The sequence below is a fragment of the Carnobacterium sp. CS13 genome, assembly GCF_016653495.1.
GTDB classification, from domain to species: Bacteria; Bacillota; Bacilli; order Lactobacillales; family Carnobacteriaceae; genus Carnobacterium_A; species Carnobacterium_A antarcticum.
Genome location: NZ_CP067364.1, coordinates 190,493 through 213,144, shown reverse-complemented (window position 1 = coordinate 213,144; position 22,652 = coordinate 190,493). Strand labels below are relative to the sequence as shown.

General features: G+C 36.3%; 21 protein-coding genes, 2 pseudogenes and 2 riboswitches. Of the genes and pseudogenes, 7 read left to right on the top strand and 16 right to left on the bottom strand.

The window, feature by feature from the left end; all coding sequences use genetic code 11:
* Window positions 1-51: 51 nt before the first annotated feature.
* Window positions 52-360, top strand: a pseudogene (locus JHE06_RS01045) (YrhK family protein); the annotation flags it as partial.
* 261 nt (window positions 361-621) lie between these two features.
* Here the strand turns inward: JHE06_RS01045 and JHE06_RS01040 are convergent.
* The 8 genes from JHE06_RS01040 to JHE06_RS01010 form a co-directional block, all read right to left on the bottom strand.
* Window positions 622-1,977 (bottom strand): FAD-dependent oxidoreductase, encoded by a 1,356-nt coding sequence (locus JHE06_RS01040; RefSeq protein ID WP_058919737.1) that lies wholly within the window; start codon window positions 1,975-1,977, stop codon window positions 622-624.
* 476 nt (window positions 1,978-2,453) lie between these two features.
* Window positions 2,454-3,338 carry an SDR family oxidoreductase gene (locus JHE06_RS01035; protein ID WP_058919736.1) on the bottom strand — a complete coding sequence of 295 codons (885 nt, stop codon included), beginning with the start codon at window positions 3,336-3,338 and terminating at the stop codon, window positions 2,454-2,456.
* 231 nt (window positions 3,339-3,569) lie between these two features.
* A complete protein-coding gene (locus JHE06_RS01030) occupies window positions 3,570-5,375 on the bottom strand; it encodes an ABC transporter ATP-binding protein (RefSeq protein WP_201089063.1) in 1,806 nt (601 codons plus the stop codon).
* Complete coding sequence (locus JHE06_RS01025; RefSeq protein WP_058919734.1) at window positions 5,375-7,129, bottom strand: ABC transporter ATP-binding protein; 1,755 nt, start codon at window positions 7,127-7,129, stop codon at window positions 5,375-5,377. The genes JHE06_RS01030 and JHE06_RS01025 overlap by 1 nt, the downstream gene beginning before the upstream one ends.
* A 111-nt stretch (window positions 7,130-7,240) precedes the next feature.
* The gene (locus JHE06_RS01020; RefSeq protein ID WP_058919733.1) at window positions 7,241-8,914 is read right to left on the bottom strand and encodes an FAD-dependent oxidoreductase; all 1,674 of its coding nucleotides are present in this window, start codon (window positions 8,912-8,914) and stop codon (window positions 7,241-7,243) included.
* Between the two features lie 41 nt (window positions 8,915-8,955).
* A complete protein-coding gene (locus JHE06_RS01015) occupies window positions 8,956-9,252 on the bottom strand; it encodes an ArsR/SmtB family transcription factor (RefSeq protein WP_058919732.1) in 297 nt (98 codons plus the stop codon).
* Window positions 9,253-9,497: 245 nt separating this feature from the next.
* Window positions 9,498-9,626, bottom strand: a complete 129-nt coding sequence (locus JHE06_RS12285) for a hypothetical protein (protein ID WP_257721133.1) — start codon at window positions 9,624-9,626, stop codon at window positions 9,498-9,500.
* A gap of 173 nt (window positions 9,627-9,799) precedes the next feature.
* On the bottom strand, window positions 9,800-10,681 hold the full coding sequence (locus tag JHE06_RS01010) for a hypothetical protein (protein WP_231726728.1): 882 nt from the start codon (window positions 10,679-10,681) through the stop codon (window positions 9,800-9,802).
* Between the two features lie 231 nt (window positions 10,682-10,912).
* Between JHE06_RS01010 and guaD the strand changes: the two are divergent.
* Window positions 10,913-12,274: pseudogene (gene guaD / locus JHE06_RS01005) on the top strand (guanine deaminase).
* A 19-nt stretch (window positions 12,275-12,293) separates the two neighbouring features.
* Entirely contained in the window at window positions 12,294-13,613 is a 1,320-nt protein-coding gene (locus tag JHE06_RS01000) for a uracil-xanthine permease family protein (RefSeq protein ID WP_058919730.1), read from the top strand.
* Window positions 13,614-13,909: 296 nt separating this feature from the next.
* Here the strand turns inward: JHE06_RS01000 and JHE06_RS00995 are convergent, their stop codons facing one another.
* Together JHE06_RS00995 and JHE06_RS00990 are read right to left on the bottom strand one after the other, a co-directional pair.
* Window positions 13,910-14,095 carry a hypothetical protein gene (locus JHE06_RS00995; protein ID WP_201089061.1) on the bottom strand — a complete coding sequence of 62 codons (186 nt, stop codon included), beginning with the start codon at window positions 14,093-14,095 and terminating at the stop codon, window positions 13,910-13,912.
* A gap of 211 nt (window positions 14,096-14,306) precedes the next feature.
* Window positions 14,307-15,092, bottom strand: coding sequence for a hypothetical protein (locus JHE06_RS00990; RefSeq protein WP_058919729.1), 786 nt, complete (start codon window positions 15,090-15,092; stop codon window positions 14,307-14,309).
* A gap of 476 nt (window positions 15,093-15,568) precedes the next feature.
* Between JHE06_RS00990 and JHE06_RS00985 the strand changes: the two genes are divergently transcribed.
* Complete coding sequence (locus tag JHE06_RS00985; RefSeq protein ID WP_058919728.1) at window positions 15,569-15,883, top strand: hypothetical protein; 315 nt, start codon at window positions 15,569-15,571, stop codon at window positions 15,881-15,883.
* 317 nt (window positions 15,884-16,200) lie between these two features.
* On the opposite strand, the gene thiE is transcribed toward JHE06_RS00985, so the two are convergent.
* The 5 genes from thiE to JHE06_RS00960 all read right to left on the bottom strand — a co-directional run bounded on the left by thiE (window position 16,201) and on the right by JHE06_RS00960 (window position 20,237).
* A complete protein-coding gene (gene thiE, locus JHE06_RS00980) occupies window positions 16,201-16,833 on the bottom strand; it encodes a thiamine phosphate synthase (protein ID WP_058919727.1) in 633 nt (210 codons plus the stop codon).
* Window positions 16,823-17,638 carry a bifunctional hydroxymethylpyrimidine kinase/phosphomethylpyrimidine kinase gene (gene thiD / locus JHE06_RS00975; RefSeq protein ID WP_201089059.1) on the bottom strand — a complete coding sequence of 272 codons (816 nt, stop codon included), beginning with the start codon at window positions 17,636-17,638 and terminating at the stop codon, window positions 16,823-16,825. The genes thiE and thiD overlap by 11 nt, the downstream gene beginning before the upstream one ends.
* Window positions 17,635-18,375: a hydroxyethylthiazole kinase gene (thiM, locus tag JHE06_RS00970; RefSeq protein WP_201089057.1), complete on the bottom strand. Its 741-nt coding sequence runs from the start codon at window positions 18,373-18,375 to the stop codon at window positions 17,635-17,637. The genes thiD and thiM overlap by 4 nt, the downstream gene beginning before the upstream one ends.
* 174 nt (window positions 18,376-18,549) lie before the next feature.
* Window positions 18,550-18,648, bottom strand: a riboswitch (TPP riboswitch).
* A gap of 57 nt (window positions 18,649-18,705) precedes the next feature.
* Window positions 18,706-18,803: riboswitch (TPP riboswitch) on the bottom strand.
* Between the two features lie 314 nt (window positions 18,804-19,117).
* A complete protein-coding gene (locus tag JHE06_RS00965; protein WP_201089055.1) occupies window positions 19,118-19,954 on the bottom strand; it encodes an alpha/beta fold hydrolase in 837 nt (278 codons plus the stop codon).
* Between the two features lie 85 nt (window positions 19,955-20,039).
* Complete coding sequence (locus JHE06_RS00960) at window positions 20,040-20,237, bottom strand: hypothetical protein (RefSeq protein WP_201089053.1); 198 nt, start codon at window positions 20,235-20,237, stop codon at window positions 20,040-20,042.
* Between the two features lie 131 nt (window positions 20,238-20,368).
* Here JHE06_RS00960 and JHE06_RS00955 point away from each other — a divergent pair, with 131 nt between their 5' ends.
* Entirely contained in the window at window positions 20,369-20,809 is a 441-nt protein-coding gene (locus JHE06_RS00955; protein WP_201089051.1) for an ASCH domain-containing protein, read from the top strand.
* A 161-nt stretch (window positions 20,810-20,970) separates the two neighbouring features.
* Complete coding sequence (locus JHE06_RS00950; protein WP_328706711.1) at window positions 20,971-21,480, top strand: GNAT family N-acetyltransferase; 510 nt, start codon at window positions 20,971-20,973, stop codon at window positions 21,478-21,480.
* A gap of 77 nt (window positions 21,481-21,557) precedes the next feature.
* On the opposite strand, the gene JHE06_RS00945 is transcribed toward JHE06_RS00950, so the two are convergent.
* On the bottom strand, window positions 21,558-22,031 hold the full coding sequence (locus JHE06_RS00945; RefSeq protein ID WP_236253529.1) for a GNAT family N-acetyltransferase: 474 nt from the start codon (window positions 22,029-22,031) through the stop codon (window positions 21,558-21,560).
* 267 nt (window positions 22,032-22,298) lie between these two features.
* On the opposite strand from JHE06_RS00945, the gene JHE06_RS00940 reads away from it, so the two are divergent.
* Window positions 22,299-22,616 carry a hypothetical protein gene (locus JHE06_RS00940; protein ID WP_201089047.1) on the top strand — a complete coding sequence of 106 codons (318 nt, stop codon included), beginning with the start codon at window positions 22,299-22,301 and terminating at the stop codon, window positions 22,614-22,616.
* Window positions 22,617-22,652: the final 36 nt, after the last annotated feature.

The following is a 22,652-nucleotide window of genomic DNA, read 5'->3' as shown; positions in this document are numbered from 1 at the left end:
CCTTGTATAATAAAAAATAAATGTTTGAAAAATAAAGTGAGGTAAATGGATATGCCAAAAATTAACCGTAAAAAACATGATCTTCACCCTGGTAAAGATGAAGATATTGAAATAAAGAGCGGTCGCTTTCGTTTGTACTTTCAAAATCGCTATTCAATTATATCCTTGATGACTGATCTCCTTACAGGAATATTTTATATTATTGGAAGTATAGCCAGCCTAACTCCTATCCCAGATATTTATGGTACGTATCTTTATTTAACAGGGGCCATTTTTTTAACTGCACGCCCTATTTTAAAAATCTTCCATAATATCTTTATCTACGACGACAAAAAAATAGCAGAACGAGAAGAGCAAAAAGATACAGAAGATGAAGAATACAATGAAGATTATTATGGTGAGGATAACGATGAAGAATATAAGGAAGAGGAAGAAGAGGAGGAAAAAGAAGAACAGGAAAACAATCAAAAGAAAAAATGATCTGATTTGTATAGGTTTTTCGATACAAATGCTAGGCAAATTTTTCATTGCCCATAAAAAAGCTCACCTCTAGCAGCATTTTAATGCATTTAGAGGTGAGCTTTTAGTTTGTACTATTTTATTGGTTTATTTTTTAATCAATCAGAACAACATCTTGTCGCTTCCAAATGTTTCGCCTAACGCTTCTTGTGCGAGAACATTCAAGAAATTCCATGGACGATTGTAACCTGGCTGGAAGAAGAAGTCACCAAGAGCCAACTGTTCCAATGTCCATTCTGCTGAAATGCACACAGACAAAGTATTGATGGCTGCTGTAATATCGTACGTTGACATCAATTGAGCACCAACGATTCGGTGACTGTCTTTTTCAAAATGAATTTTCATCAATACGGAATCTTCATCACCCATAAAGGCAGGGCGAATTTTTTCTTCAACATATTTGCTAGCTACTTCAGCGTCTATTGTATCGCTATCGCAGTCTTTGACTCCAGTAGAAGCAAAGTTATAATCAAATAAAGAAAGACCAGAAGTACCGGAAACAGCTGGCATTTTAACTTTTTTCTCCACAATATTTTTCGCTGCAACAACACCTTGACGGCGAGCATTAGATGCCAATGCGATCAATTTCGATCCGTTATTTGGAGCAAAAGGAACTTTTGTAGCATCTCCGGCTGCAAAAATGTCTTTTTGAGAGGTTTCCATGTATTCATCGATAATGACAGTACCGTCTTGATCCAGTTCAACGATCCCTTGAAGCCATTTTGTATTTGGACGAACGCCAGTTGCCATAATAACTGTATCTACTTCATATTCGTCTTTATCAGTGACTACTTTGGCTACTGCACCATTTTCACCAGTAATTTCTTTCACCATTTCACCGGTACGAACGCTTAGTCCTTTTTGTTCCAAATGGTTTTCTAACACATCTGTAAATTCTTTATCTAGATAAGTGTTCAAAACACGACCTAAAGCATCCACGACCGTTGTTTCTATACCAGCTTTAGCAAATGCTTCTGCTACTTCAATACCAATGTAGCCTCCGCCGACAACAACAGCTTTCTTCGATTTTGCCATACGATTTTTAATTTCCCCAGCCCAATCACGGCCGCGCACATAGAAAACGTTGTTCAAGTCAGTGCCGGGTATCGGCAATTCAATTGGATTAGCTCCAGGAGTAATGATCAGCTTATCGTAGTTTTCTTCCGTTTCTCCGTCTATTGTTTTAACCGTAATAGTTTTTGCATCAGGGTTAATACCTATGACATCGCTATTCATATGAACATTTATTTTTTGTTCTAAGTATGAAGCCTCTGTTGCATAATGCAAGCTGTCAAGCGACTCTGAAATACCTTCCAAATAGCTCTGGATTCCACAAGACAAGAATGAAGCTGTTGAACCTCGTTCATATAAATGCAATTCAGCATCGGGCTGTTCTTTCAATAATGTTTCGATTGCCTCATAACCGGCATGAGATGTTCCTACTACAATAACTTTCAAATTAATGCCTCCTATTAAAAATCATTTCTTACAATGTGCAGTATATCACTTAATTTCTTTTTTTTAAAAGAAAGTGCATTAAAATACTATCTTTTTGTAAAGTTATAATTATCTGAATATTCCTAAATAACCATATAACGAAACAAAACTGTCATTACCAACACAATCATTCGCTTCAAGAAAAACGCAAGCCTTTTCATTGAAACAAGACGAGAAAAAGTTTTACTTCTTGCGTCAGTTGTGAAAACATTGTTTAGGATAAAAAATCACAATCCAGAAAATGGAATACACTCGTTTAGTATGAATTCAGTTATTACATTGTAAAAGACCAGACTGTTTGATACATACACCATTCAGTCGCTAAGGATGCAAATAAAAATTTATTCCTGTTTTTGATTACAATAAAAAGAGCCTACAGAACAGTAAACTGTAGGCTCTGTTTTCTAATTACCAAAAAAATTCTCTTCACTCTATTCTTATAGCTTATCTTTTATCTTATTCACAATACCTTTTACAGGAGTTGTGGCGGGTTCAATATCGATCGATTTTTGAACGAGTTCGTGTCTTTCTCCCAAATTTTCGTCGGACTTTTTATCCCACAATTCTTTTTGTCTTTTTTTAATCATCGCACTCATTGCCTTAGGAACAACATTTCGATAGTCATTCGTTTCGCCAGTGATTACTTTGATGCCCTCTTTGATGAGTTCTTCCGGATCCAATTGTTCATAAGGAAATGCCAGCTGTTCATAGTCGAAAAGCCGTTCTGCTGGATTATCCCGCCAGGTTCTCCATGCTTCAAATTCGCGGTCGTTGAAGCCAGTCAAGTAAGGCCCAGGGTTGATGACTGCTACTTGCACATTGAACTCTTGAAGTTCTTTGCTAAGTGATTCGGCAAATGCTTCTAATGTAAATTTTGATCCGCCATAAGGTCCCGATAATGGATCCGCCATAAGACCAGAAACAGAAGACATAAATACGATTTTTCCTCTTTGCTTTTTAACCATTGCCTTAGCTATTTTTTGAGTCAATAGGATCGGCCCGAATACGTTTACCTCAAATTGATTGCGCAAGCGTTCCTCTGGTATATCTGCTAATGAACCGCCTTCCGAAATTCCAGCGTTATTCAATAATACATCGACATCCCAAGTCCATGCCCTTTCCCTATCTGCTGGATCGGTCACATCTAGTTTCTCAACCTGTATGTCAATTTTCCTTTCTTTTGCTTCATTTTCAAGAGCGGATACTTCTGACATCGTTTCGACTCCTGCGATGACCTTTTCTCCTTGTTCCGCCAAACCTAAAGCAATGCCTTTTCCAAACCCGGTTCCTGCACCCGTAATCAAAAACGTTTCTTGTACCATCTGCTATTCCTCCTAAAAGTTTTAATAGACTGGTTATCCTATAAGAAGTATAACGGTACAGGGAAACCGTTTTCCAATGATATGCACCATTTCTCGTAATTCCCGTCTCTAAATCTTTAAAATGCTTGTGTACAAGCAACCTATCTTTAAAACCCCTCAGTGGACGTTAAAACTAACCGAACACATTCTCAACACAAAAAAACACTTTCTAAAAAGAAAGTATTTTTTTGCTTACTGTTCATAGGTTTCCAATTCACCCGTTTTTTCTTGATATGTTTGTAATTGATACATATCGTGATACGTACCTTTTTGATCAATCAATTCATCATGAGTTCCTTGCTCAACAATTTCACCATTATCTAAAACTAAAATTTTATTTGCGTCTTTAATAGTAGATAATCGGTGAGCGATGATTAAAGAAGTTCGGCCTTTACGCATGTTGGCTAGCCCTTTTTGAATCTTTTCTTCCGTTTCTGTGTCTATATTGGCAGTTGCTTCATCGAGAATTAGAATACGCGGCGAGCGCAGAATCGTTCTAGCAAAACTGATCAATTGCTTTTCTCCTGCAGATAAACTTGCTCCTCGTTCGATTACTTTTGATGCATACCCATTTTCCATTTCTAAGATAAAATCATCTGCATAGACAAACTCAGCAGCTTGCTCAATCTCTGCTTCGGTATAGTTCTCATTGTACATGCGGATATTGTCCGCGATAGTTCCATAGAACAAGAAACTATCCTGTAACACTAGTCCCATTTTAGTCCGAAGTCCTTCTATCGGCATATCTTTCAAAGAATGACCGTCAATAGTGATTTCTCCTTCGTGATAGTCATAGAAACGCATCAGTACATTGATAATGGAACTTTTCCCTGATCCAGTTTGGCCGACTAAAGCCACCGTTTCACCTGGATTGACTTCAAAGTTAATATTACGCAATACTTGCTTTTTGCCATCGTACGAAAAATTGAGATTGCTTACGCGAATGTGGCCTTCTGTGACTAGACTATTTCCCTCTGAATTGGATTGCGGCGCAAGTTCTTCGCTTTGCAGCAGTTCTTGGACTCGGTGCCCAGAAACAATTCCATCTTGTAAAGAACTCAAGCTATTCATCATTTGACTGATCGGTTGAAAGAAAGAGCGAGAATACGCTGTAAAAGCATATACCAGACCGATATCCACTGTATTCTGACTCCAATCTTGATACCCAAAAATGATCAGCACGGCTACTAGTGCGACTGATTCGATCACATTGATGGCTGGTGCTAATAATAATGCATTCATACTGTACATTGAACGACGAGCCGCTACATATTCTTGATTGATATCGTCAAACTCGCCTATCAAGCGCTCCTCTTGGTGGTATTTCTGAACAATGCTCATTCCACTAATGGATTCACTCAATTTGGCGTTCAATTGACTCAATACTCCTCGCATGCGACTGTAAACAAGAGTACTTTTCTTTCGGTAAATTCCTGCAATCCAAACAATGATCGGTGTGAACAGAAGAAATACCAATGCCATCCGCCAATTTAACGCAAACATTGCAATCGTAATTGAAATAACGTTAAATAATCCATTAGAAATATTTAAAAAGACTGTCCAAAATTCTTTAATCGTCTCCGTATCATTTGTCACTCTAGAAACAACTGTACCAGCAGGAGTTTGATCAAAGTACCGCATCCCAAGCAATCCTACCTTTTCATACAATTGATTTCGAATATTCCCTACTGTTCTTTCTGAAGCCGTATTAAAGAGAAAATCTTTTATATAAGAAAATCCGGCTTTAAAGATGGTTAACACACCATAAAAGATGACTACACGTACTGTAATCTCCATAGTTGCTGATCCTTTTGCTAAATAAGTATCAATATAACGCTGAATAATGATAGGTAAATATGCAGCGATCGCTGCACTTAATGCCAGAAATACAAAAGAAAACATAAAAAGGAATTTATAAGGTTTGGCAAAACGTAATAGACTAAGTAAAATATGCCAAGATTCTTTATTCGAAAAAGTTGTTTGTTTTTGTGCAGCCACTATTCTCCCTCCCTATCTAATTTTTTCTCAAGTTGTTGTTTTTGATACATATCGTTATACCAGCCTTCTTCTCCTATTAATTCTTGATGCGTGCCGCGTTCGCTAATGCTTCCTTTTTCGATCACAATGATTTCATCTGCATGCATAATTGAACTGATACGATGAGCAGAAATAATCGTTGTTTTGTGCATTCGCTCTTGTTTTAAAGAACTTAAAATAGCTTCTTCTGTCTGAGCGTCTACGGCTGATAGAGAATCATCGAGAATCAGGCATTCTGGTTCTACCGCTAAAGCACGAGCAATCGCGATCCGTTGTTTTTGCCCGCCCGATAGCGAAACGCCTCGTTCCCCAACTTCCGTATCGTATCCTTCAGGAAATTCCAGGATGTCTTCATGAATGTTGGCTAATTTTGCATATGTTTCAACTTCTTTTTGAGATAATGCTGGATTCCCAAATCGGATATTTTCTCGAATAGTTGTTGAAAACAGAAAGTTTTCTTGCGGAACGATTGCGATCCCTTTTTTTAACGACTCTAAAGCATATTCTTTTATATCGATGCCACCGTATGAAATTTTTCCTTCGTACTGATCATAATCGCGCAGCAACAGTTTATAGATCGTACTTTTTCCAGAACCTGTTCTACCAACAAGTCCCAGCATTTTTCCTTTTTCTAAATGAAAATCAATATTGGTTAACGTAGGTTCCGTATCATCCGGATAAGCAAACGATTGGACATCAAAAGAGATATCGCCATCTAGAGCTCGACGATAGGGATTTTTCTGCTCCACAATAGAAGGAGCGTAATCTAATAGATCTTCTACTCTATCGTAAGCTGCACTTCCGCGTTCCAGTGTATTGATCAGCCCGCCTACAGCTAACAGCGGCCATTGCATCATACCGATATAACTAATGAATGCGACTAGATCTCCGATAGAAATACGCCCGCTTTGGACATAACTCCCGCCAACCAATAAAGCAATCACATACGTTAACCCCATAACGATTTCTATACTGGGGTTTAGTGCCGCTTTTAATTTGTAGACACGCTGATTTTCATCTACAACATGTTGTGTCTCTTTCTTAAAAGCAGACAAATCTTCTTTTTCTTCTCCGAATGTTTTCAGGACTTTCATACCTGTCACACTTTCTTGGACGTGATCATTCATTGAAGAAAAAGCTTGTAACGCACCACGGTAACGTGCGTGAATCATTTTTCCTAAATAAGTCGAAACAACGATTAAAATAGGGAATGGCAAAATCGCTATCAGCGTTAGTTTCCAATCAATGAAAAAGAACATTGAAAAAAGGGTAATGCCGCCCAACGATAAAGCATCTGTTAGAGTTAAAACACCATCAGCTGCAACAAATCGGATGGCTGACAAGTCATTGGTAGCATGAGCCATCAAATCACCTGTACGGTATTTATGAAAAAACTCTGAATCCATCCGAGTAAAAAAAGAAAACAAGCGATTACGCAGTATGGACTCGATTAGTGTTGAGTTGCCAAATAAAGCCATTCTCCATCCGTACCGCAATGCGTACATGACCAGCGAAAAAATAAGAATCAGCGAAGCCCAAAAAAGCAGAATCTTCCAACTTAACGTTCCTCCAATAAAATGGTCAATAATCGTACCGATTATTTTTGGATTCAGAACCTGTAGAATGGCACAGATAATTAAAGCAGAAACACCGAAAGTATAACTTTTCCAGCGCAATTTGAAAAACCAGGTATATTTTTTAAACGTATTAAACATGATTTCGTTCCTCTCTTTTTGGTTTCGTATTTAGATATATGATTGCATCGCTACCCATAAAAAAACAAATAGAAAGAAAAACTTCCTATCTGTTTCTAATAGTAGTTATTTTTAGTGTTTATTTTTTAGACGCATCATTTTCAGATAACTTTGATAGTTTTTATTTCCCCCAGATAAATTGTAAACTTTTTCAAATCCATGGTTCAGCAACACGTTTTGAGCAGCATTGCCTGTAACGCCTTTATTACAATAAGTGATAGTCACAAGAGATTTATCCAACTCTTGGCTTCTTTCTCTTAATTCAGCAAGCGGGATATGAACAGCTCCTTTAACATGAGCTTTTTCAAAGTCTTTTTTTGAACGAGTATCAACAATTTGCAGCAGTTCACCACTGTTTTGACGGTGCACTAAATCAGCTGGCGTCATTAATGGGTTACGGTTTAAAGCATTATCTAACGCCATTCCAGTGTAAAGAACAGGATCTTTAGTTGTGGCAAATGGCGGCGCATAAGCCAAATCAAGATGGAACAAATCTTCCGCTTTGGCTTTAAACGTAATGGCTGTTGCCATCACATCGATCCGTTTATCTACCCCGCCTCGTCCAATAACTTGTGCTCCTAGAATACGGCTCGTTTTTTTGTCAGCTAAAGCTTTAATAATCAACTCTTTTCCACCAAGGTACTCAGCATGGTCCGGTTTAATGTTGTAGAGAACTTCAACTTCATATCCTTCTGCTTTGGCCTCTTTTTCAGTCAAACCTGTTTGCCCAACATGCAAATCAAAGATCCTAAAAATTCCCGTCCCTAACACGCCACGGTGTTCTAAGTTTCCGCCAGTTATCACATCTCCCGCGATCCGGCCCATTTTATTGGCCGTTGAGCCTAGTGGGCGGTAGATAGGTTTGCCTGTAATAACAGAAAAACTTTCAGCAACATCTCCAACGGCATAAACATCCGGAAGATTGGTTTGCATGTTTTTGTTCACAGCAATCGCTCTTGACTCTCCAATTTCCACGCCAATTTCCTTCGCTAATTCAGTATTTGGGCGTATCCCTGCAGATAGGATAACAATATCTGGTTCAATCGTAACCCCTTTTGTAGTTGTTACCTTTTCTACTGAGGTTTCCCCATCAATCGTTTTTACAGTATCGCTTAGGATAAGATTGACTCCTTTTTCACGCATATGCTCTTCCACTCGGAATGTCATGTCCGGATCCATAGGCGGCATCACTTGATCTTCTAGTTGGACGACCGTTACCTCTAATCCTTTGCGGACTAATTGTTCCGTCATCTCCAAACCAATAAACCCAGCACCGATAACTAAAGCTTTTTTAGGTTGGTTCATGGCTGAAAAAGTTTCAATATCTCGTGCATCTTGAATGTTGCGAATTTGGAAGACATTATCATACTGTTTTTGATCAAATGGAGACGGTGTTAATGGTGCAGCACCTGTTGCCAGAACTAAGATATCATAGTAGTCTTCTTTGGTTTTTCCAGAAATTAAATCTTGTACTTCGAGCGTTTTCTTTTCATGGTTTATTTTAGATACTTTATGTTCCGTAAAGATGTCTATTTCATATCTTTTTTTGAACCATGCTGCATCACGTGGGGTTAATTCATCGATATTTTCTACCTCTCCACCAAGTTGATAAGGGATGCCGCATACAGAATATGAGATGTCTTTACCTTGATCATAAACGACGATCTCAGCATCCTCAGTATTTCTTCTCGCTTTAGCAGCTAAAGATGTTCCAGCAGCAACTGATCCAATGACAATAATTTTCATGTTTTTCCTCCTCGTAACCAGCAAATTTTTCTTCTTTTACTCTACTTCTCCACAAATACACCTGTATTGCCAGAAGCTAAATGAATCGTATCGGTTACTAACTGTTTCATCTTATCATCGTTCAATGAATAATAATGCCATGTTCCAGTCTTTTTTACCGTTATTAAATCTGCATTTAGAAGAGCCTTCATATGATGGGATAAAGTGGGTTGGGTAAAGTCAAAATGCTCCAAGATATCGCAAGCACACAATTCGCCACCAGAAAGCAGATCTACTATTTTCACACGTTTAGGATCGGATAAAGCTTTCATTACCTTAGCATAAGCTTCATAGTCCATACCTAGACCTCCTTAACCTTTTTTACTCACTTACCAATATAGATGATATTCTATGTATCAGCAACCTATTTCCCAAAAAAAGTTCGCTTTACACGAATTTATTTAAAATCATTTAGCTCTTTTTCTAGAGAAGAGACCGTTTCATTTTTTTAGACACAATAAAAACATCCCTAAAGTTAGAATTTTTCTAACTTTAGGGATGCAATATATGAATACTCAAGTTCAGCTTTCTTTTTTACAGCTCATCACTGTTTAACAGTTTTTGTTAATGCTGTGACTGTGCTGCCTGGTAGTTCTTCTAAGCCTGGATTACTTGGAGTATCTAGGTTGTCATCATTTTTCATTGCTGAAATTTTTAGTTGAACTTGTTCCATAGCTTTGGCATCAAGTTTATAGGACTTCATGAATACTAACGCAATCGAATCTGTTAACGAGAAAATCGTACCGATAACACCAGTAACATAACCTCTAGATTCACTCGATCACTTAATTTATTATCAGTCGCTAAATTCTCACTTCTTGTTTTCCTTTTAATTTAGCTTTTATTCTAAAACAAGGTTTCTGACTCTTCGATTCGTTTTTGAATGTCTTCTTTGTTGTTTTCAAGTTTACTTTGTAGTTCTTCAATAGCTGTTTCGAGTGTTTCAAGCATGTCAATATTACGTCCAATTTTTGACTTTGTATCCCAGTCAGAGAAAAGATTATCAAAGAAAATATCAAAAGTTTTACTCATGCCGCTAAACTTTTCGTAACTAAGGTAAGTATCTAAAGAAAGATCTTTTAATTCTTGGGTATAATTTTCTAAGAGTTGCTCTAATCGGTTCATCTTAGCCTCTGCTTTATCAATTTTATCGTATTTCATCATGTCGAATAGTAGACTGCTGTTTGTAAACATATCCCATGTTGAAAAAGAATCGGCTGAATCTAAGTCATCTAATGCGAAGTCTATTCCGTCTAATACTTTTTCTCCAGCTGCTAACGCTTCATCAAGTTCTTTCAGTTCTTGTTTAAGTTGAGTACGTTTTGTTTCTTCTACACTGATTTTTTCCCGGAAATTAGTATCTTGTCTGTATAAAAGTTCTTTTAATTGCTTGATTCGAGCAGTAGTTTGATTAATAGCTGTTTGAATAGTGCCTAATTGTTCTCTAGATTCAAGCAATAGAGCTGAAGATAAATCTAATTCCATTTTAGCAGCAAGTTGTTCTTGTATTTCTTTATCGATGTTTTTATCGTAACTTCCCACTAAGCGTTTCAAGAAAGTTGATAAAGATTCAGCTTGTAATTTCTCAACATCTTCACTTTCTTTAGCAAAAGTTTCTTTTGCTGCCTCATACCGTATAGTATTTTCTTCAAATCTTATTTTTGAATTTGCCTCTTTTTTTAACAGTGATTTTATTTCTTCTTGTAAAGCTTGATACTCTTCAATCATCAAATTCACCCCTATGTATGTTTGGTTTAAAACGTTAAAAACTTCTATTGAATCTATTATGACTTAAAGGGCCGTTAATCTCAATAAGTGAATATGCAGTTTGAACTACGGGCGAATACACGAACAATACAATCAGACACCCTATTCATAATTCGTAATTACTGTTGACTTATCAGTTTTATATCCTATATAATAAAAATTGTACAAATAAAACGAACGAAGGAGAGAATTATGGAGAACATTGTTAAGGTTTTAAAAGGGACAGGTTTTTCTAGCATTTCTGCTCATAAGATTGAAATATTAGAACACTATCTCTACTGCCTAGATAATAAAGGAATGATCGCAAAACGTTTGGCTCCGTCGAACTCGTTATATCAATCGACTCTTCAAGAAGCAAAAAAAGAAGGTAAGTTAATTGAATTATCTGAAGGCCAATACCTCTTACCAGGATTTATCGATTTACATATTCATGCTCCTCAATGGGCACAAAGCGGAACAGCACTAGATATTCCTTTGCACCAATGGTTAAATACATATACTTTTCCACTAGAATCAAAATTTGAAGACACCGCCTTTGCTGAAAAAGTCTATTCTCACTTGGTGGATACTTTGCTGGCAAATGGAACAACAACTGGACTTTATTTCGCGACAGTTCATGAAGAAGCTAGCTATAAATTAGCTGAGATCTGCGCAAAAAAAGGTCAGCGCGGATTGGTTGGCAAAGTCGTAATGGATGATCCTGAACAAAATCCTGACTATTATCGTGATCAAGACACACAAACTGCACTGGCAGATACAGAACGTTTCATTCAACGTGTCAAAACTTTGCATTCTGAAACAACACAAGGTGTTTACCCCGTTGTCACTCCTCGATTTGTGCCAAGCTGTACCGATACCGCTTTAGCAGGTTTAGGGCAATTGGCGGAGACTTATGATGTGCATGTGACCAGTCATTGTAGCGAAAGCGATTGGGAACATGGTTACGTCAAGAATCGATTTGGTAAAAATGATGCCCAAGTCCTGAATGACTTTGGTTTATTAAGAGAAAAGTCCGTTATGGCTCATTGCAATTTTTTAAGCGAGGCGGATGCTCTGACATTTGAAGAGAAAGGCACAGCTATTGCCCATTGCCCCGTCTCTAACGCTTATTTTGCGAACAGCGTAATTCCCATCAAACAGTTTCACGATCTTGGGGTTGAAGTCGGATTGGGAACAGACCTTTCTGGAGGATACGACCCAAGTATCTACTCTGCAATACGCCAAGCAGTTATATCCTCTCGCATGCTTGAAGATGGTGTGGACACGAAGAAGGACCCTAAAGAACGTGGAATGAAAAACTCTCGTATCACAGCTAAAGAAGCCTTTTATTTCGCAACAGCTGGTGGCTGAGAAAGTGTCAGCCTGCCAATCGGACGACTTGCAGAAAATTACGCTTTTGATGCCCAAGTGATCGACACGACTGTTCCTCAAGCTTCAATGCCGATTTTCGAAAAAATAGAACCCTTAGATGATATTTTCCAAAAGCTGCTTTACTTAACAAAGCGTGAAAATATCGTCTCTGTATGGGTTCAAGGAAAACAAATCAGCAAATAAAAAGGAGATTGCATACGAAATGGAAACTACTCAAACGATTTTAACAGTGGGCACAGAAGAGCCCATATCTTGGAAACAAAGTTTTTTACTTGGGTTGCAGCACTTGCTGGCGATGGATGTCTATGTTGTTCCATTCATCGTTGCTTTGACTGTTGGCTTCTCTGCTAGTCAGTCAGCAATCTTGATTCAATCGACTTTCATTGCTGCTGGCATCGCTACTATCATCCAATCTGGTTTGCTGATGAAAATGCCGGTTGCACAAGGCGCTTCTTTTATTCCCATTGGCGCTATTGCCGGAATTACGTTGGCCAATGGCGGTGGCATGGAGGGCTGGGGTGCAGCAATGGGCGCGAGTTTTTTAGGTGCGATCGTGGTAACGATCCTAGGTTTCACAGGCTTGTTTCATAAATTTATTGATTCCTTTGTTCCATCTGCGGTAGGTGGTACCATTATTTTTTGTGTCGGCCTGTCCTTGATGCCTGCTGCTGTGAATGACAATATTTACAACAGTGCTGTTGGATCAATCGGGCAAAATATTTTCTTGGCACTTATAACTGGAGCCATTATGATCGGCTGCTCTATTTTAGGAAACCACTCATCTAAAAGCGGCCGTATTTTCCGCATTGCTTCTGTTATTACTGCCCTGTTTGCCGGCAGTATTCTGGCTGGATTTATGGGGATGCTAGACTTAACTTCAGTGGCAGAGGCAAAATGGTTTTCTATGCCGCAATTCATCTTCAAAGATTTCACGTTTTCTTTTGATTTCTCCGCGATCGTGACCATGCTGATCATTTATATCGTCTTAATTGCTGAAACAACTGGCACTTGGCTGGCCGTCAGCAATGTTACAAACACCCCTCTTAATAAAGATTCCATCAACCGCGGGGTTATCGGCGAAGGATTGGGTTGCATGACGGCTGCTCTTTTCGGCACCACACCTGTAACAGGTTATTCTTCCAATGCTGGTATCATTTCTATTACGGGTATTGCTAGCCGGCGAGTCTTTTTAGCTGCTGGCGGATTATTTATTGTTTTTGGCTTATCGGGCAAATTATCCGCTTTGATTTCCTCTGTTCCTTCTGCTGTTATTGGCGGTGTATTTGCACTCGTATGCGGAGTCATTGCGATGAGCGGCTTTCAAGTCCTAAAACAAGAACAAATTGGACAAAAAGAAACCTATGTTGTCTCTATTCCAATTCTATTGGTAGTGGCCTTGACGTTTCTGCCAACTGATTACTTAGATACCTTGCCTACCATGATTCAATACCTTTTTGGCTCTCCAATAGCAATAGCCGCTTTAACCGCTATTATCTTGAACAAAGTCTTGCCTCAAAATTAAATAAGAAATTTTACAAAAATTAAGACCGAGACAAAAACGTCTCGGTCTTTTTTCATATACAAAAGTACATATTTTTTTACGAAAGCAGTTATTGTTGCTTATTTAAAAATTTCAGAATTCTTAACAAGTTTAATCTTTGTCACGTTTCTTATAGTTGCTGTAGGAGAACCAGCATCCCAATAAAACAAAAGCTCCTAAGACTACGTGGTCTACAGTAGCTGAAAAACCAATGCTACTTCTTACTACAAATGCTAATGAAGCTAATACTAAACTAACCATAATTTATGGTTTAGTTCTCATTGGAACCACCTTCTCTTAATAAACGAGGTACCAAAATAAACAACACCTACAACTATCGCTAAATACCCTACTTGAATAAAAAATTCCCCAACAGAAGGGTAAAAATATTTTAAACCATAGACTACCGCAGTATAAATAAAAACAATTGTCCAATAATTTTTCGATTTTATTTTTTTATTCATATGGGCGCTCCTTTTCTCTTTTAGATCTCTATTAAAATAGACGTTTGTCACTAATCTTTTCACTTTAGACAGTAGTTTTTAAAAACACCTTTTTGTTTTTTATGTAAAAAAGCCCTTATAATACTTCAGCAATTTTTTATGAAAACTAAAGTAAAACCGTCTTCTAACTATTGCCTTTAGCGGCGTACATATTATTCCTGTCCAATGCTTCTTATGAAGGGTAACGAATATAACTTTTTTGCTTTTCAATACCCGTTTTCAAATCATTTTTAGCCTTTTCAAGGTTTAGTGCAATCATTTTTTCAACGTCCTCAACGATGATCAAATCCAGCGAACGGATATTATTTTCCAATTCTCCTACAGCCCCGGCTATTTTTTCAACAAATATTTTTTGATTGCGTGAGAGCTTCTTCCATTGTTTCGTCGTTTTCAAATAAGCAGAATAGGCTCGAATATCTTCATTTCGCTTTACTAAAATACTAATGGTTTCAAACTGATATAGATTGACCCAGTTCGCTGTTTCAATGCCTTTTTCGATATCTTCACCCGTTAATTCTCCTCTTATCAATAATTCATCGTAATACCTTTGAAATTCGAGGATCAACCTATTGAATTTCTGTTGCATATTCCATAGGTCTTTGAACGCTTCATGACCTGCCAATACTTTTAAATCCTTCGTATTTACTGGAATTTCTAAAGGTTTTATATAGTAATTGGAATCTATCTTTAAATGATCTCCACCAATACTAAAAATATTGTTGCTAACATCAGAAAACAACGAGAGCGAAGACTGTGCAGCGTAAGCTTCTTCTTTATCCTCTTCTCCTACTGTTGTCAAATAGGCTGTTGCTCTGGGCTTATCGTTTACAGTGAACCCCGCCATGTAGTAAGGCTTATTGTTTACTATTCGGTATATCGGATTAATAAATACTCCTTCATACCATTTTTTGTGTTTCTTCACTTTACGCATCAATGTTTTTTCCGTTTCTTTATCCATAAATTTCTCCTTCTATTTAGCTAAATCTGTGCCGCCCTTAATTTTTAAGGACAGCACAGTATAAAACCCATGTGTTGATCTTTTATGTATTTCCTTAAAAATTTTACCATAGCCTTGTTTGTAAATCCTAACAATAGCCTTTAAACAATCTCAGTTGGACAAATAATATTTTTATAAATAGTAACAGCAGCAATCTCTAAAGGATTGCTGCTGTTACATCTCTTTCTATTGATCGAAAGTGAAGGTATTAAAATATAGAGCAAATAACTGTTCCTATTAAATCAAAAAAAGATTCTAATTGCTTCTTTACCGAATAAGTTAGTTTTTTTCTCATTGTTATTCCCACCTTTTCAGTAAAAATGATAATGAATGTGCTAAGAGCAGTTTATTTTCTATAATCAATTCATCTTAATAATACCTGACTGTCCATGATATGTGTATACTAAGAATTAAGTATATTAAGAGGAGGATTAGATATGGTTAATTTACTTATTTTAGGAAGTTTGGCATTGGGATTAACTGCTTGGATTCTCCCAATTATTAATCTTGTGAGACATAAAAAAAATAACAATAAAAACTGGGTGACTCTTTCTATTATGAGCGTTAGTGCTTGTGCTATTTCACTCTATTTACAGCTTGTCTATAGTTCTCATTTGGTAGAAATTAATGACTTAAGTGCGTTGATGGATACAATTGGTACCATAGCTAAAGCAGCAGCAATTCTTTTAATCGTTACCATTGTATTGAACGGCATAACTTTAGTTGTATATCGGAATAGAATAGAAAAGTAAACTCTCAAATTTGATATGAATGAATAATAAAGAGGTTTTTGAAGGAAGACACTATATTCATACCTTCTTAAATAAAATGACATATACACAAAACTAATTTGGGCTATTATATTACTTTTTTTTATTTCTCAGAATAAAGATAACTATGAATAAAAAACACAATAAAAACAAACTAAATCCCATAGAACCATGCTCCTCTTTTCATAAAATAATGACAACTTTATTTTTACTTTCCATAACTTCAATCAATTTTACAGTAAAAAGAGTTTGCATAACAATTTAATGATGCAAACTCTTTTTTTGTTCGTCCTAAACAATCAATTTATATTTTCTAAAAGCAGATTCTCAACCGTTTGCTTAATATCTTTGCTGTGGCAGATAACTGAAATAACCGACACGCCGTCTGCTCCTGAAGAACGAACAGCACTAGCATTTTCTTCTGTAATTCCTCCTATGCCAACAATTGGGAAATTGCCAGCCTGTTTTCGCATCGCACTTAAAAAAGGCAATCCAGCAGGAGGTTTTGCATCTGTTTTAGATTTTGTTCTATATATCGGACCAATTCCCACGTAATCTGCTCCGTTAAGTATAGCTTGTTTCATTTCTCTAGAATTGTGTACAGAAACGCCCACTATTTTTCCTTTTGCTTGTTCACGAAATGTCGAAAGGGCTAGATCTTCTTGGCCGACATGGATACCATCAGCGTTTAGCTTAAGTGCGAGCTCCACATCATCATTAACGATAAACGGCACTTGGTAACTTTGGCACATTTTTTGGCAAGCACGGGCAAACTCTTCATAAGCTGCGCCTATTAAAGCTCCTTCGCCTTTTTCACGTAATTGGAAACAGGTGATTCCCGCTTGTAAGGCTTCTTCGAGCGTTTTCAGTGGGTCTTTTTTGCAGTTTACAGTGCCCATTATAAAATAAACATTCAATCTATTACAATCCATTCACTTCTACCTCGCAGACTCCTTGCTCGCGTTTATAAGCAAAATGATTCGTTGGTCCATGACCATTCCCAATATGAAGAGGCGTAGAAATAGCTAAGTGAATAAATCTTTTCGCTTCAATAATCGATTCCTGCAGCGGTAGCCCTTTTGCTATATTTGCTGTAAGAGCTGCCGAGAACGTACAACCTGTCCCATGTGTATCTTTTGTTTGGACACGAGGAGTCGTTATCGTAAAAGATTTCTGGTGAGTATACACTCTGTCCGTCGCCTGATCTTCATCTAAATGCCCGCCTTTTATGACCACGCATTGAACCCCCATTTGCAGGATTCGCTCTGCAGCTCTTTCAATATCTTTAGAATCTTTGATGCGTATACCGGTTAGTATTTCTGCTTCTGGAATGTTTGGTGTGCAAATGGTTGTATACGGTAAAAGTTTTTCGATTAATGCCGTTACTGCTGCATCTTGCAATAGACTTGCCCCGCCTTTTGCAATCATGACGGGATCGACGACCAATGGAATTTTTTGTTGATGTACAATTTCAGCTACAACTTCAATAATCTCAGCCGAAAACAACATACCTGTTTTCATTGCTTGTACAGAAAAATCATCTAGTACGTTTTGCAGTTGTTGCTGTACAAAGCTAGGCGTTACTTCAAAAATGCCATGTACACCGAGCGTATTTTGGGCAGTTAAAGCTGTTACTACTGTCGTTCCAAAGACACCAAGTTCTTGAAAAGTTTTTATATCCGCTTGGATCCCAGCGCCGCCGCCTGAATCTGATCCCGCAATCGTTAATGCAATCATCTCTTTACCTCCGCTAACTTTTGTAATGCATTCATCATTTGTACAGCAAATATTCCTACTTCCTCTGTACTTTGTTCAGCAGCTTGTTTGTAGTCTTTTAAAGTCGTAACTAAGCCTTCAAGCGGTTTTGCACTGCTAGCAAGAGAAGCTGCACAGATGGCGCTTAATAAACAACCTGTACCCGTGATGCGTGTAGCGATTTCCCTGCCTCCAGCAATATGAAGTCCTTTGTGCCCATCTGTTACGAAATCAGATTCCCCAGTTACAACAACCAGACACTTGTACTGCAAAGCAACCCGCTTCGCTACCCTAGCGATATCTATTTCGCCTATGCCGCTATCTACACCTTTTGACTGCCAATCTTCACCTGCAATTGCTGCTAATTCACCTGCGTTACATCGAATCAAATCAAACTGAATTTCCTTTAAAAGGTGCTGAACCAATTGTTTCCGATAGCTTGTGGCACCAACGCCTACAGGATCGAGCACAATAGGAATGCCCAACTCGTTTGCTTTTTTGCCAGCAAGCAGCATGGCTTTTGCTGTACGGTCATTCACCGTTCCAATATTAATAAGCACTGATTGGGCAGTCGAGACTATTTCAGAAACTTCGTTTGCTTCATCAGCCATAATAGGCGAAGCGCCGATTGCAAGTAAGCCGTTAGCCGTGAAATTAGCGACAACATAATTTGTCATGCAGTGCACTAAAGGGGCTGCTTTTTTAATTTGTGATAACATACTTGATCCTTCTTTCTTTTAATTTTTTGTTTAACATTTATGCTTATTATTCGTACTGACTCGTCTACGTTTCTTTCAAATCACTTTAAAAAACACTAATCCCAGTCCTCCTTTTTTGAACGTAAGCACAAAAAAAAGCCCCTACAAAAGTTGTAGAGACTAAAAAAGTGTATAAGAAAACCACTAATTGCTCCCTACGTCAGTATTAACTAACAGGTTCAAAGGGTCAGGTTTTAGCCTTCTCAACACAAGCGTGTCCCCCCGCGATTAAAAGTTTTACAAAAGAAAAGCCCCCCATAATAATGGAGAGCTCAGTACGTATCATTCAATACATATGTACATAGTGCTCCCTACGTCAGTGTTAACTGACAGGTTCAAAGGGTCAGGTTTTACCTTCTCAACACAAATGTGTCCCCCTGCAAAACATTTAATTACTGATAAGCTTACTATATCTAAACTAGTTAATCAATCATCTTCAGATAAACCCTGTCTATCAGTCCTCTGTGTATCAACCTTTAAGAATTAAAACCAAAAAATAATGAGAATAACAATAAAAACAAAGACGCCATCATAAAAAGCACTCCAATTACTCTAAGTACAATTCCAGAGCTTTTGCTTTCTTTTTTTATTTTATTCCCAATGAAAATAAAAAATAATCCTATCAAGAAACAAAAAATGAAAAATAATATAAAACCCAGTCTTTCTGGTAAGTTATAAATTATTTCCAATATAAATTCCCCTATTAATTAAAGTATTTTTTTATGCTTTCTTTTATCTCACCAACAGACGTTAACATCATCAAATGGTCACTGTACTTTATAGTTTCAATTTTATAAAACATATGAGCATTTAAGTTCAACTCTTTTTGTAATCTGTTATCACTTTCAATATTATTGTTTTTCGAGTTAGACAATAATAGAATTAATTTATCGTTTTTCAATACCTCTATTTCTTTTGTATTCAAATCGTTAATTAGAGAATTGAACGCACTATCTGAAAGAATATATGAATAGTTATTCTTATTGTTGCAGATATGATATGTGCTCAAAAGCGCATTGTACACATGCTGCAATTCTTTAGTAGTTAATAAAATTCCTTCTTCTTTTAAGCTCTCAACATCTTCTACTATACTTTCGTTTAAGTCGTCTAAAGAACCAAATACCGGAAGTTTTATTGTACCAACGTCACTATTTGAGATGTTATTTACCGGATAATACCCGCTATCTAAAAAAATAACACCTCTTGGATTAATCATTCCTTCTAGATTGGATACTAGCCAACATGATAAAGAACTAGCGACAATATAGTAATCATCTCCTACTCCCAAATGATTTACAAAAGATAAAATATCATCAGAAAAACTGTCCAATGAATATTCACCACCAGACGTTGAGTTGCCATGAGATCTATAGTCTAATGCATAACAATTATAATCATCTATAGAATCAATCAAATTATAATAAAAGTTTTTGTTATTATTTAATCCATGTAAAAAGATGATATTGCTTTGCGAACCACTATTTTTCTCAAAATAACTAAAGGTATGGTTATTCTTTTTGAAATCTTTTAAAATTATCATATTGCCAACTCCTCAAATATAAATAAATGCAGATAAGACGGTATTCATGAAAAAAAACAAACACTACAATGAATAATCAAAAAGTTCAGATACTCAAAATGCCAAAGTAAACATTATTTTTGGAAGATAGTATACCTAAAGTCACGAAAACAGAAAAGATAAGAGTTCCGATCAGAGCTGAGGTGAAATCAATACTTTGTCCTTTAAAATATTGAGTAACTAAATTAGCTGTTAGATACAGTCCTGCAAGTAGAGCAACTCTTTTAATTTTATTCTTATTCATTTTAATCCTTCTTTCCTTTCTTTTTCTGATTTCACTTTAACGCACATTTTTGATTAAACACTACCATGTTATTTTATTTAAGTTTATACTAACTATAGTTGCATAATAACATTTTCGAATAGGGGATTTTTATGAACGCAAAACAAATGTGGGATAATTTTATACAGTTACATCCAAAATATCAAGATTCTGCTTATAGCGCTTGGAGTTACGGAGCGATTCCTGATCAATTGGCAGAGTTAACACTAAAAAACATTAAAACAGCTACCGCTTCTGCTTATGATTTATATGCAATTGATAACGATCCATTGCCACAAATAAATGAGTTTAACATTATATTAGATAGCAAAGACGAGGCTGTTTGTATAACAAAAACAACCAAAGTTTCAGTTATTCCGTTCCTTGAAGTTTCTGAGGAGCATGCCTTTAAAGAAGGAGAAGGCGATAGATCATTAGCAACATGGAGAAAAGATCATACCGAGTTATTTACACAATGGTATAAAGAAGCAAACCTTGAATTTAATGAGAATATCCCAGTTGTTTGTGAAGAGTTTGAAGTGATCTATAAATAACCGCCTTTTTTGTTTATATAAACCTACTTAAAGCAAGGAACATATCGGAATCAATGTAGACAAAATTAGCGAAACATTATTAAACCGATTCTAGTATTTTCAGGTGTGCTTTCTACAAGACAAACTCTCCACACATAAAATGAAACCATTTTAAAGGAGGAATCAACATCTTTATTCGTATATTAAATGAAGACGATGCAGAAATGTATCGGGCATTAAGATTAACCGCGTTAAAAACGAACCCTGAAGCATTTGGATCAACTTATGAAAGAGAAAAACAATTTTCAATTGAACGTATTAAGCAACGAATCTTGCCATCGGAAAAAAGAATCACTTTAGGCGCTTTTAATGAGAGAAATATGTTGATAGGGATAGTTACTTTTCTACGTGAAACCAATACAAAGATGCAGCATAAAGGCCATGTTTTAGGACTTTATGTTATGGCTGATAATCGCGGGCAAGGAGTAGCTAAGCGTTTATTAGTAGAAACGATTGAACTCGTAAAGAAATGGGATGGACTTGAGCAAATTAATTTAACCGTTGTCTCAACTAATCTATCAGCTATTCAAGTATATTCTAAACTTGGTTTTAAAGTATTTGGAACTGAACTGAAAGCTATGAAATACGAGAATCAGTATTTCGATGAACATTTAATGGTTTTATTTTTGTGACTCTACATAAAATAAAAAAGACTGCTAAATTATATATTTACTGATTTAGCAGTCTTTTGTTTGATTTGAAGGAGTGCTTAAAGTTCCTTTTTCATTTCAACAAATTCATATACACTTCCATTTGTTGGTTGGTCATAAATTTTTGTTTGCACAAAACCAGCTTTCTCATAAACTTTTTTTGCTCGTTCGTTAAATGAAGCCACACCTAATCGAACAGTTTTCACTGAAATATTTTTACGAATATAGTCAAGGATTTCTAACAGGAAAGCTTGTCCCAATCCATTCCCTGTTAATTCTGGTTTTATTCCTAGACCTATATCTACAATATCATCACTATCTAAAGCTTTTTCAATAACAAAAAAGCCGAATAACGTATTACCTTTCATAACTTGAAAATAGTTGTCTTTTCTTAAACTTGGAGTCATTAGTTCTTCATAATCTTCTGGATCCGAAGTCATATTATAGAACTCATAAACTCCTTGGTATTTCCATTCATCTGCAATGGCTTCAGCGTTATTCTGGCTAAGTTTCTGGATAACAAAAGACACCATGTTCACTCTCCTTTTTTGTATATAACATTTCTTATAGCAAATATTTTCATTCTGACCGTTAAAAATATAGTTAATCAAAATGCTCTCAATGAGTTGTTTGTGTTTTTTATAGGTTATCTTTTTCTTTTTTTAAAAAAGAAAAAGATAACGAAAATTGTGTATATAGTAACATTTTGAAAGAATAATAAAAATAAGTGTTATGATAAAATCACAACGAATATTTGATAAAAAGAAGTAGATATAATCCTATTTTTTGGAGGTGTTTTTTTGAAAAAGAAATTAATAAATTTAGCTTTGTTAAGTATTATTCCAATTATTTTAGCAACGTTGACACACTTTATCTGGGACGTTCATTTAAGTTTGATAGCTGGCATTCTTTACGTTATTTTGTTCGTATTTAATTTACCTAGCGGAAGTTTCATGAGTACCAATAGCGATTACAATATTAAAAGAGTGAATCCTCATTATAAAGCTGAAAAGCAAGATTTTAATTCTTTAAACAGCCAGCCTTTGATCACATTAGCTGTTTTAGTTTTATTAACTATAGCGAGCTTTCTTATTTATTTTCAACAAATACAAAACTAAGCTTTTAGTTAGCTAATATTTATCATTTTATAAGAA

Bases quoted from the DNA above. Each gene is read 5' to 3' on its own strand.
- JHE06_RS01035 (WP_058919736.1), bottom strand. From the start codon at position 3,338: ATGGTACAAGAAACGTTTTTGATTACGGGTGCAGGAACCGGGTTTGGA.
- JHE06_RS01025 (WP_058919734.1), bottom strand. From the start codon at position 7,129: ATGTTTAATACGTTTAAAAAATATACCTGGTTTTTCAAATTGCGCTGG.
- JHE06_RS01020 (WP_058919733.1), bottom strand. From the start codon at position 8,914: ATGAAAATTATTGTCATTGGATCAGTTGCTGCTGGAACATCTTTAGCT.
- JHE06_RS01015 (WP_058919732.1), bottom strand. From the start codon at position 9,252: ATGGACTATGAAGCTTATGCTAAGGTAATGAAAGCTTTATCCGATCCT.
- JHE06_RS12285 (WP_257721133.1), bottom strand. From the start codon at position 9,626: ATGGAACAAGTTCAACTAAAAATTTCAGCAATGAAAAATGATGACAAC.
- JHE06_RS01010 (WP_231726728.1), bottom strand. From the start codon at position 10,681: ATGATTGAAGAGTATCAAGCTTTACAAGAAGAAATAAAATCACTGTTA.
- JHE06_RS01000 (WP_058919730.1), top strand. From the start codon at position 12,294: ATGGAAACTACTCAAACGATTTTAACAGTGGGCACAGAAGAGCCCATA.
- JHE06_RS00995 (WP_201089061.1), bottom strand. From the start codon at position 14,095: ATGAATAAAAAAATAAAATCGAAAAATTATTGGACAATTGTTTTTATT.
- JHE06_RS00990 (WP_058919729.1), bottom strand. From the start codon at position 15,092: ATGGATAAAGAAACGGAAAAAACATTGATGCGTAAAGTGAAGAAACAC.
- JHE06_RS00985 (WP_058919728.1), top strand. From the start codon at position 15,569: ATGGTTAATTTACTTATTTTAGGAAGTTTGGCATTGGGATTAACTGCT.
- thiE (WP_058919727.1), bottom strand. From the start codon at position 16,833: ATGGATTGTAATAGATTGAATGTTTATTTTATAATGGGCACTGTAAAC.
- thiD (WP_201089059.1), bottom strand. From the start codon at position 17,638: ATGATTGCATTAACGATTGCGGGATCAGATTCAGGCGGCGGCGCTGGG.
- thiM (WP_201089057.1), bottom strand. From the start codon at position 18,375: ATGTTATCACAAATTAAAAAAGCAGCCCCTTTAGTGCACTGCATGACA.
- JHE06_RS00965 (WP_201089055.1), bottom strand. From the start codon at position 19,954: ATGATAATTTTAAAAGATTTCAAAAAGAATAACCATACCTTTAGTTAT.
- JHE06_RS00960 (WP_201089053.1), bottom strand. From the start codon at position 20,237: ATGAATAAGAATAAAATTAAAAGAGTTGCTCTACTTGCAGGACTGTAT.
- JHE06_RS00955 (WP_201089051.1), top strand. From the start codon at position 20,369: ATGAACGCAAAACAAATGTGGGATAATTTTATACAGTTACATCCAAAA.
- JHE06_RS00945 (WP_236253529.1), bottom strand. From the start codon at position 22,031: ATGGTGTCTTTTGTTATCCAGAAACTTAGCCAGAATAACGCTGAAGCC.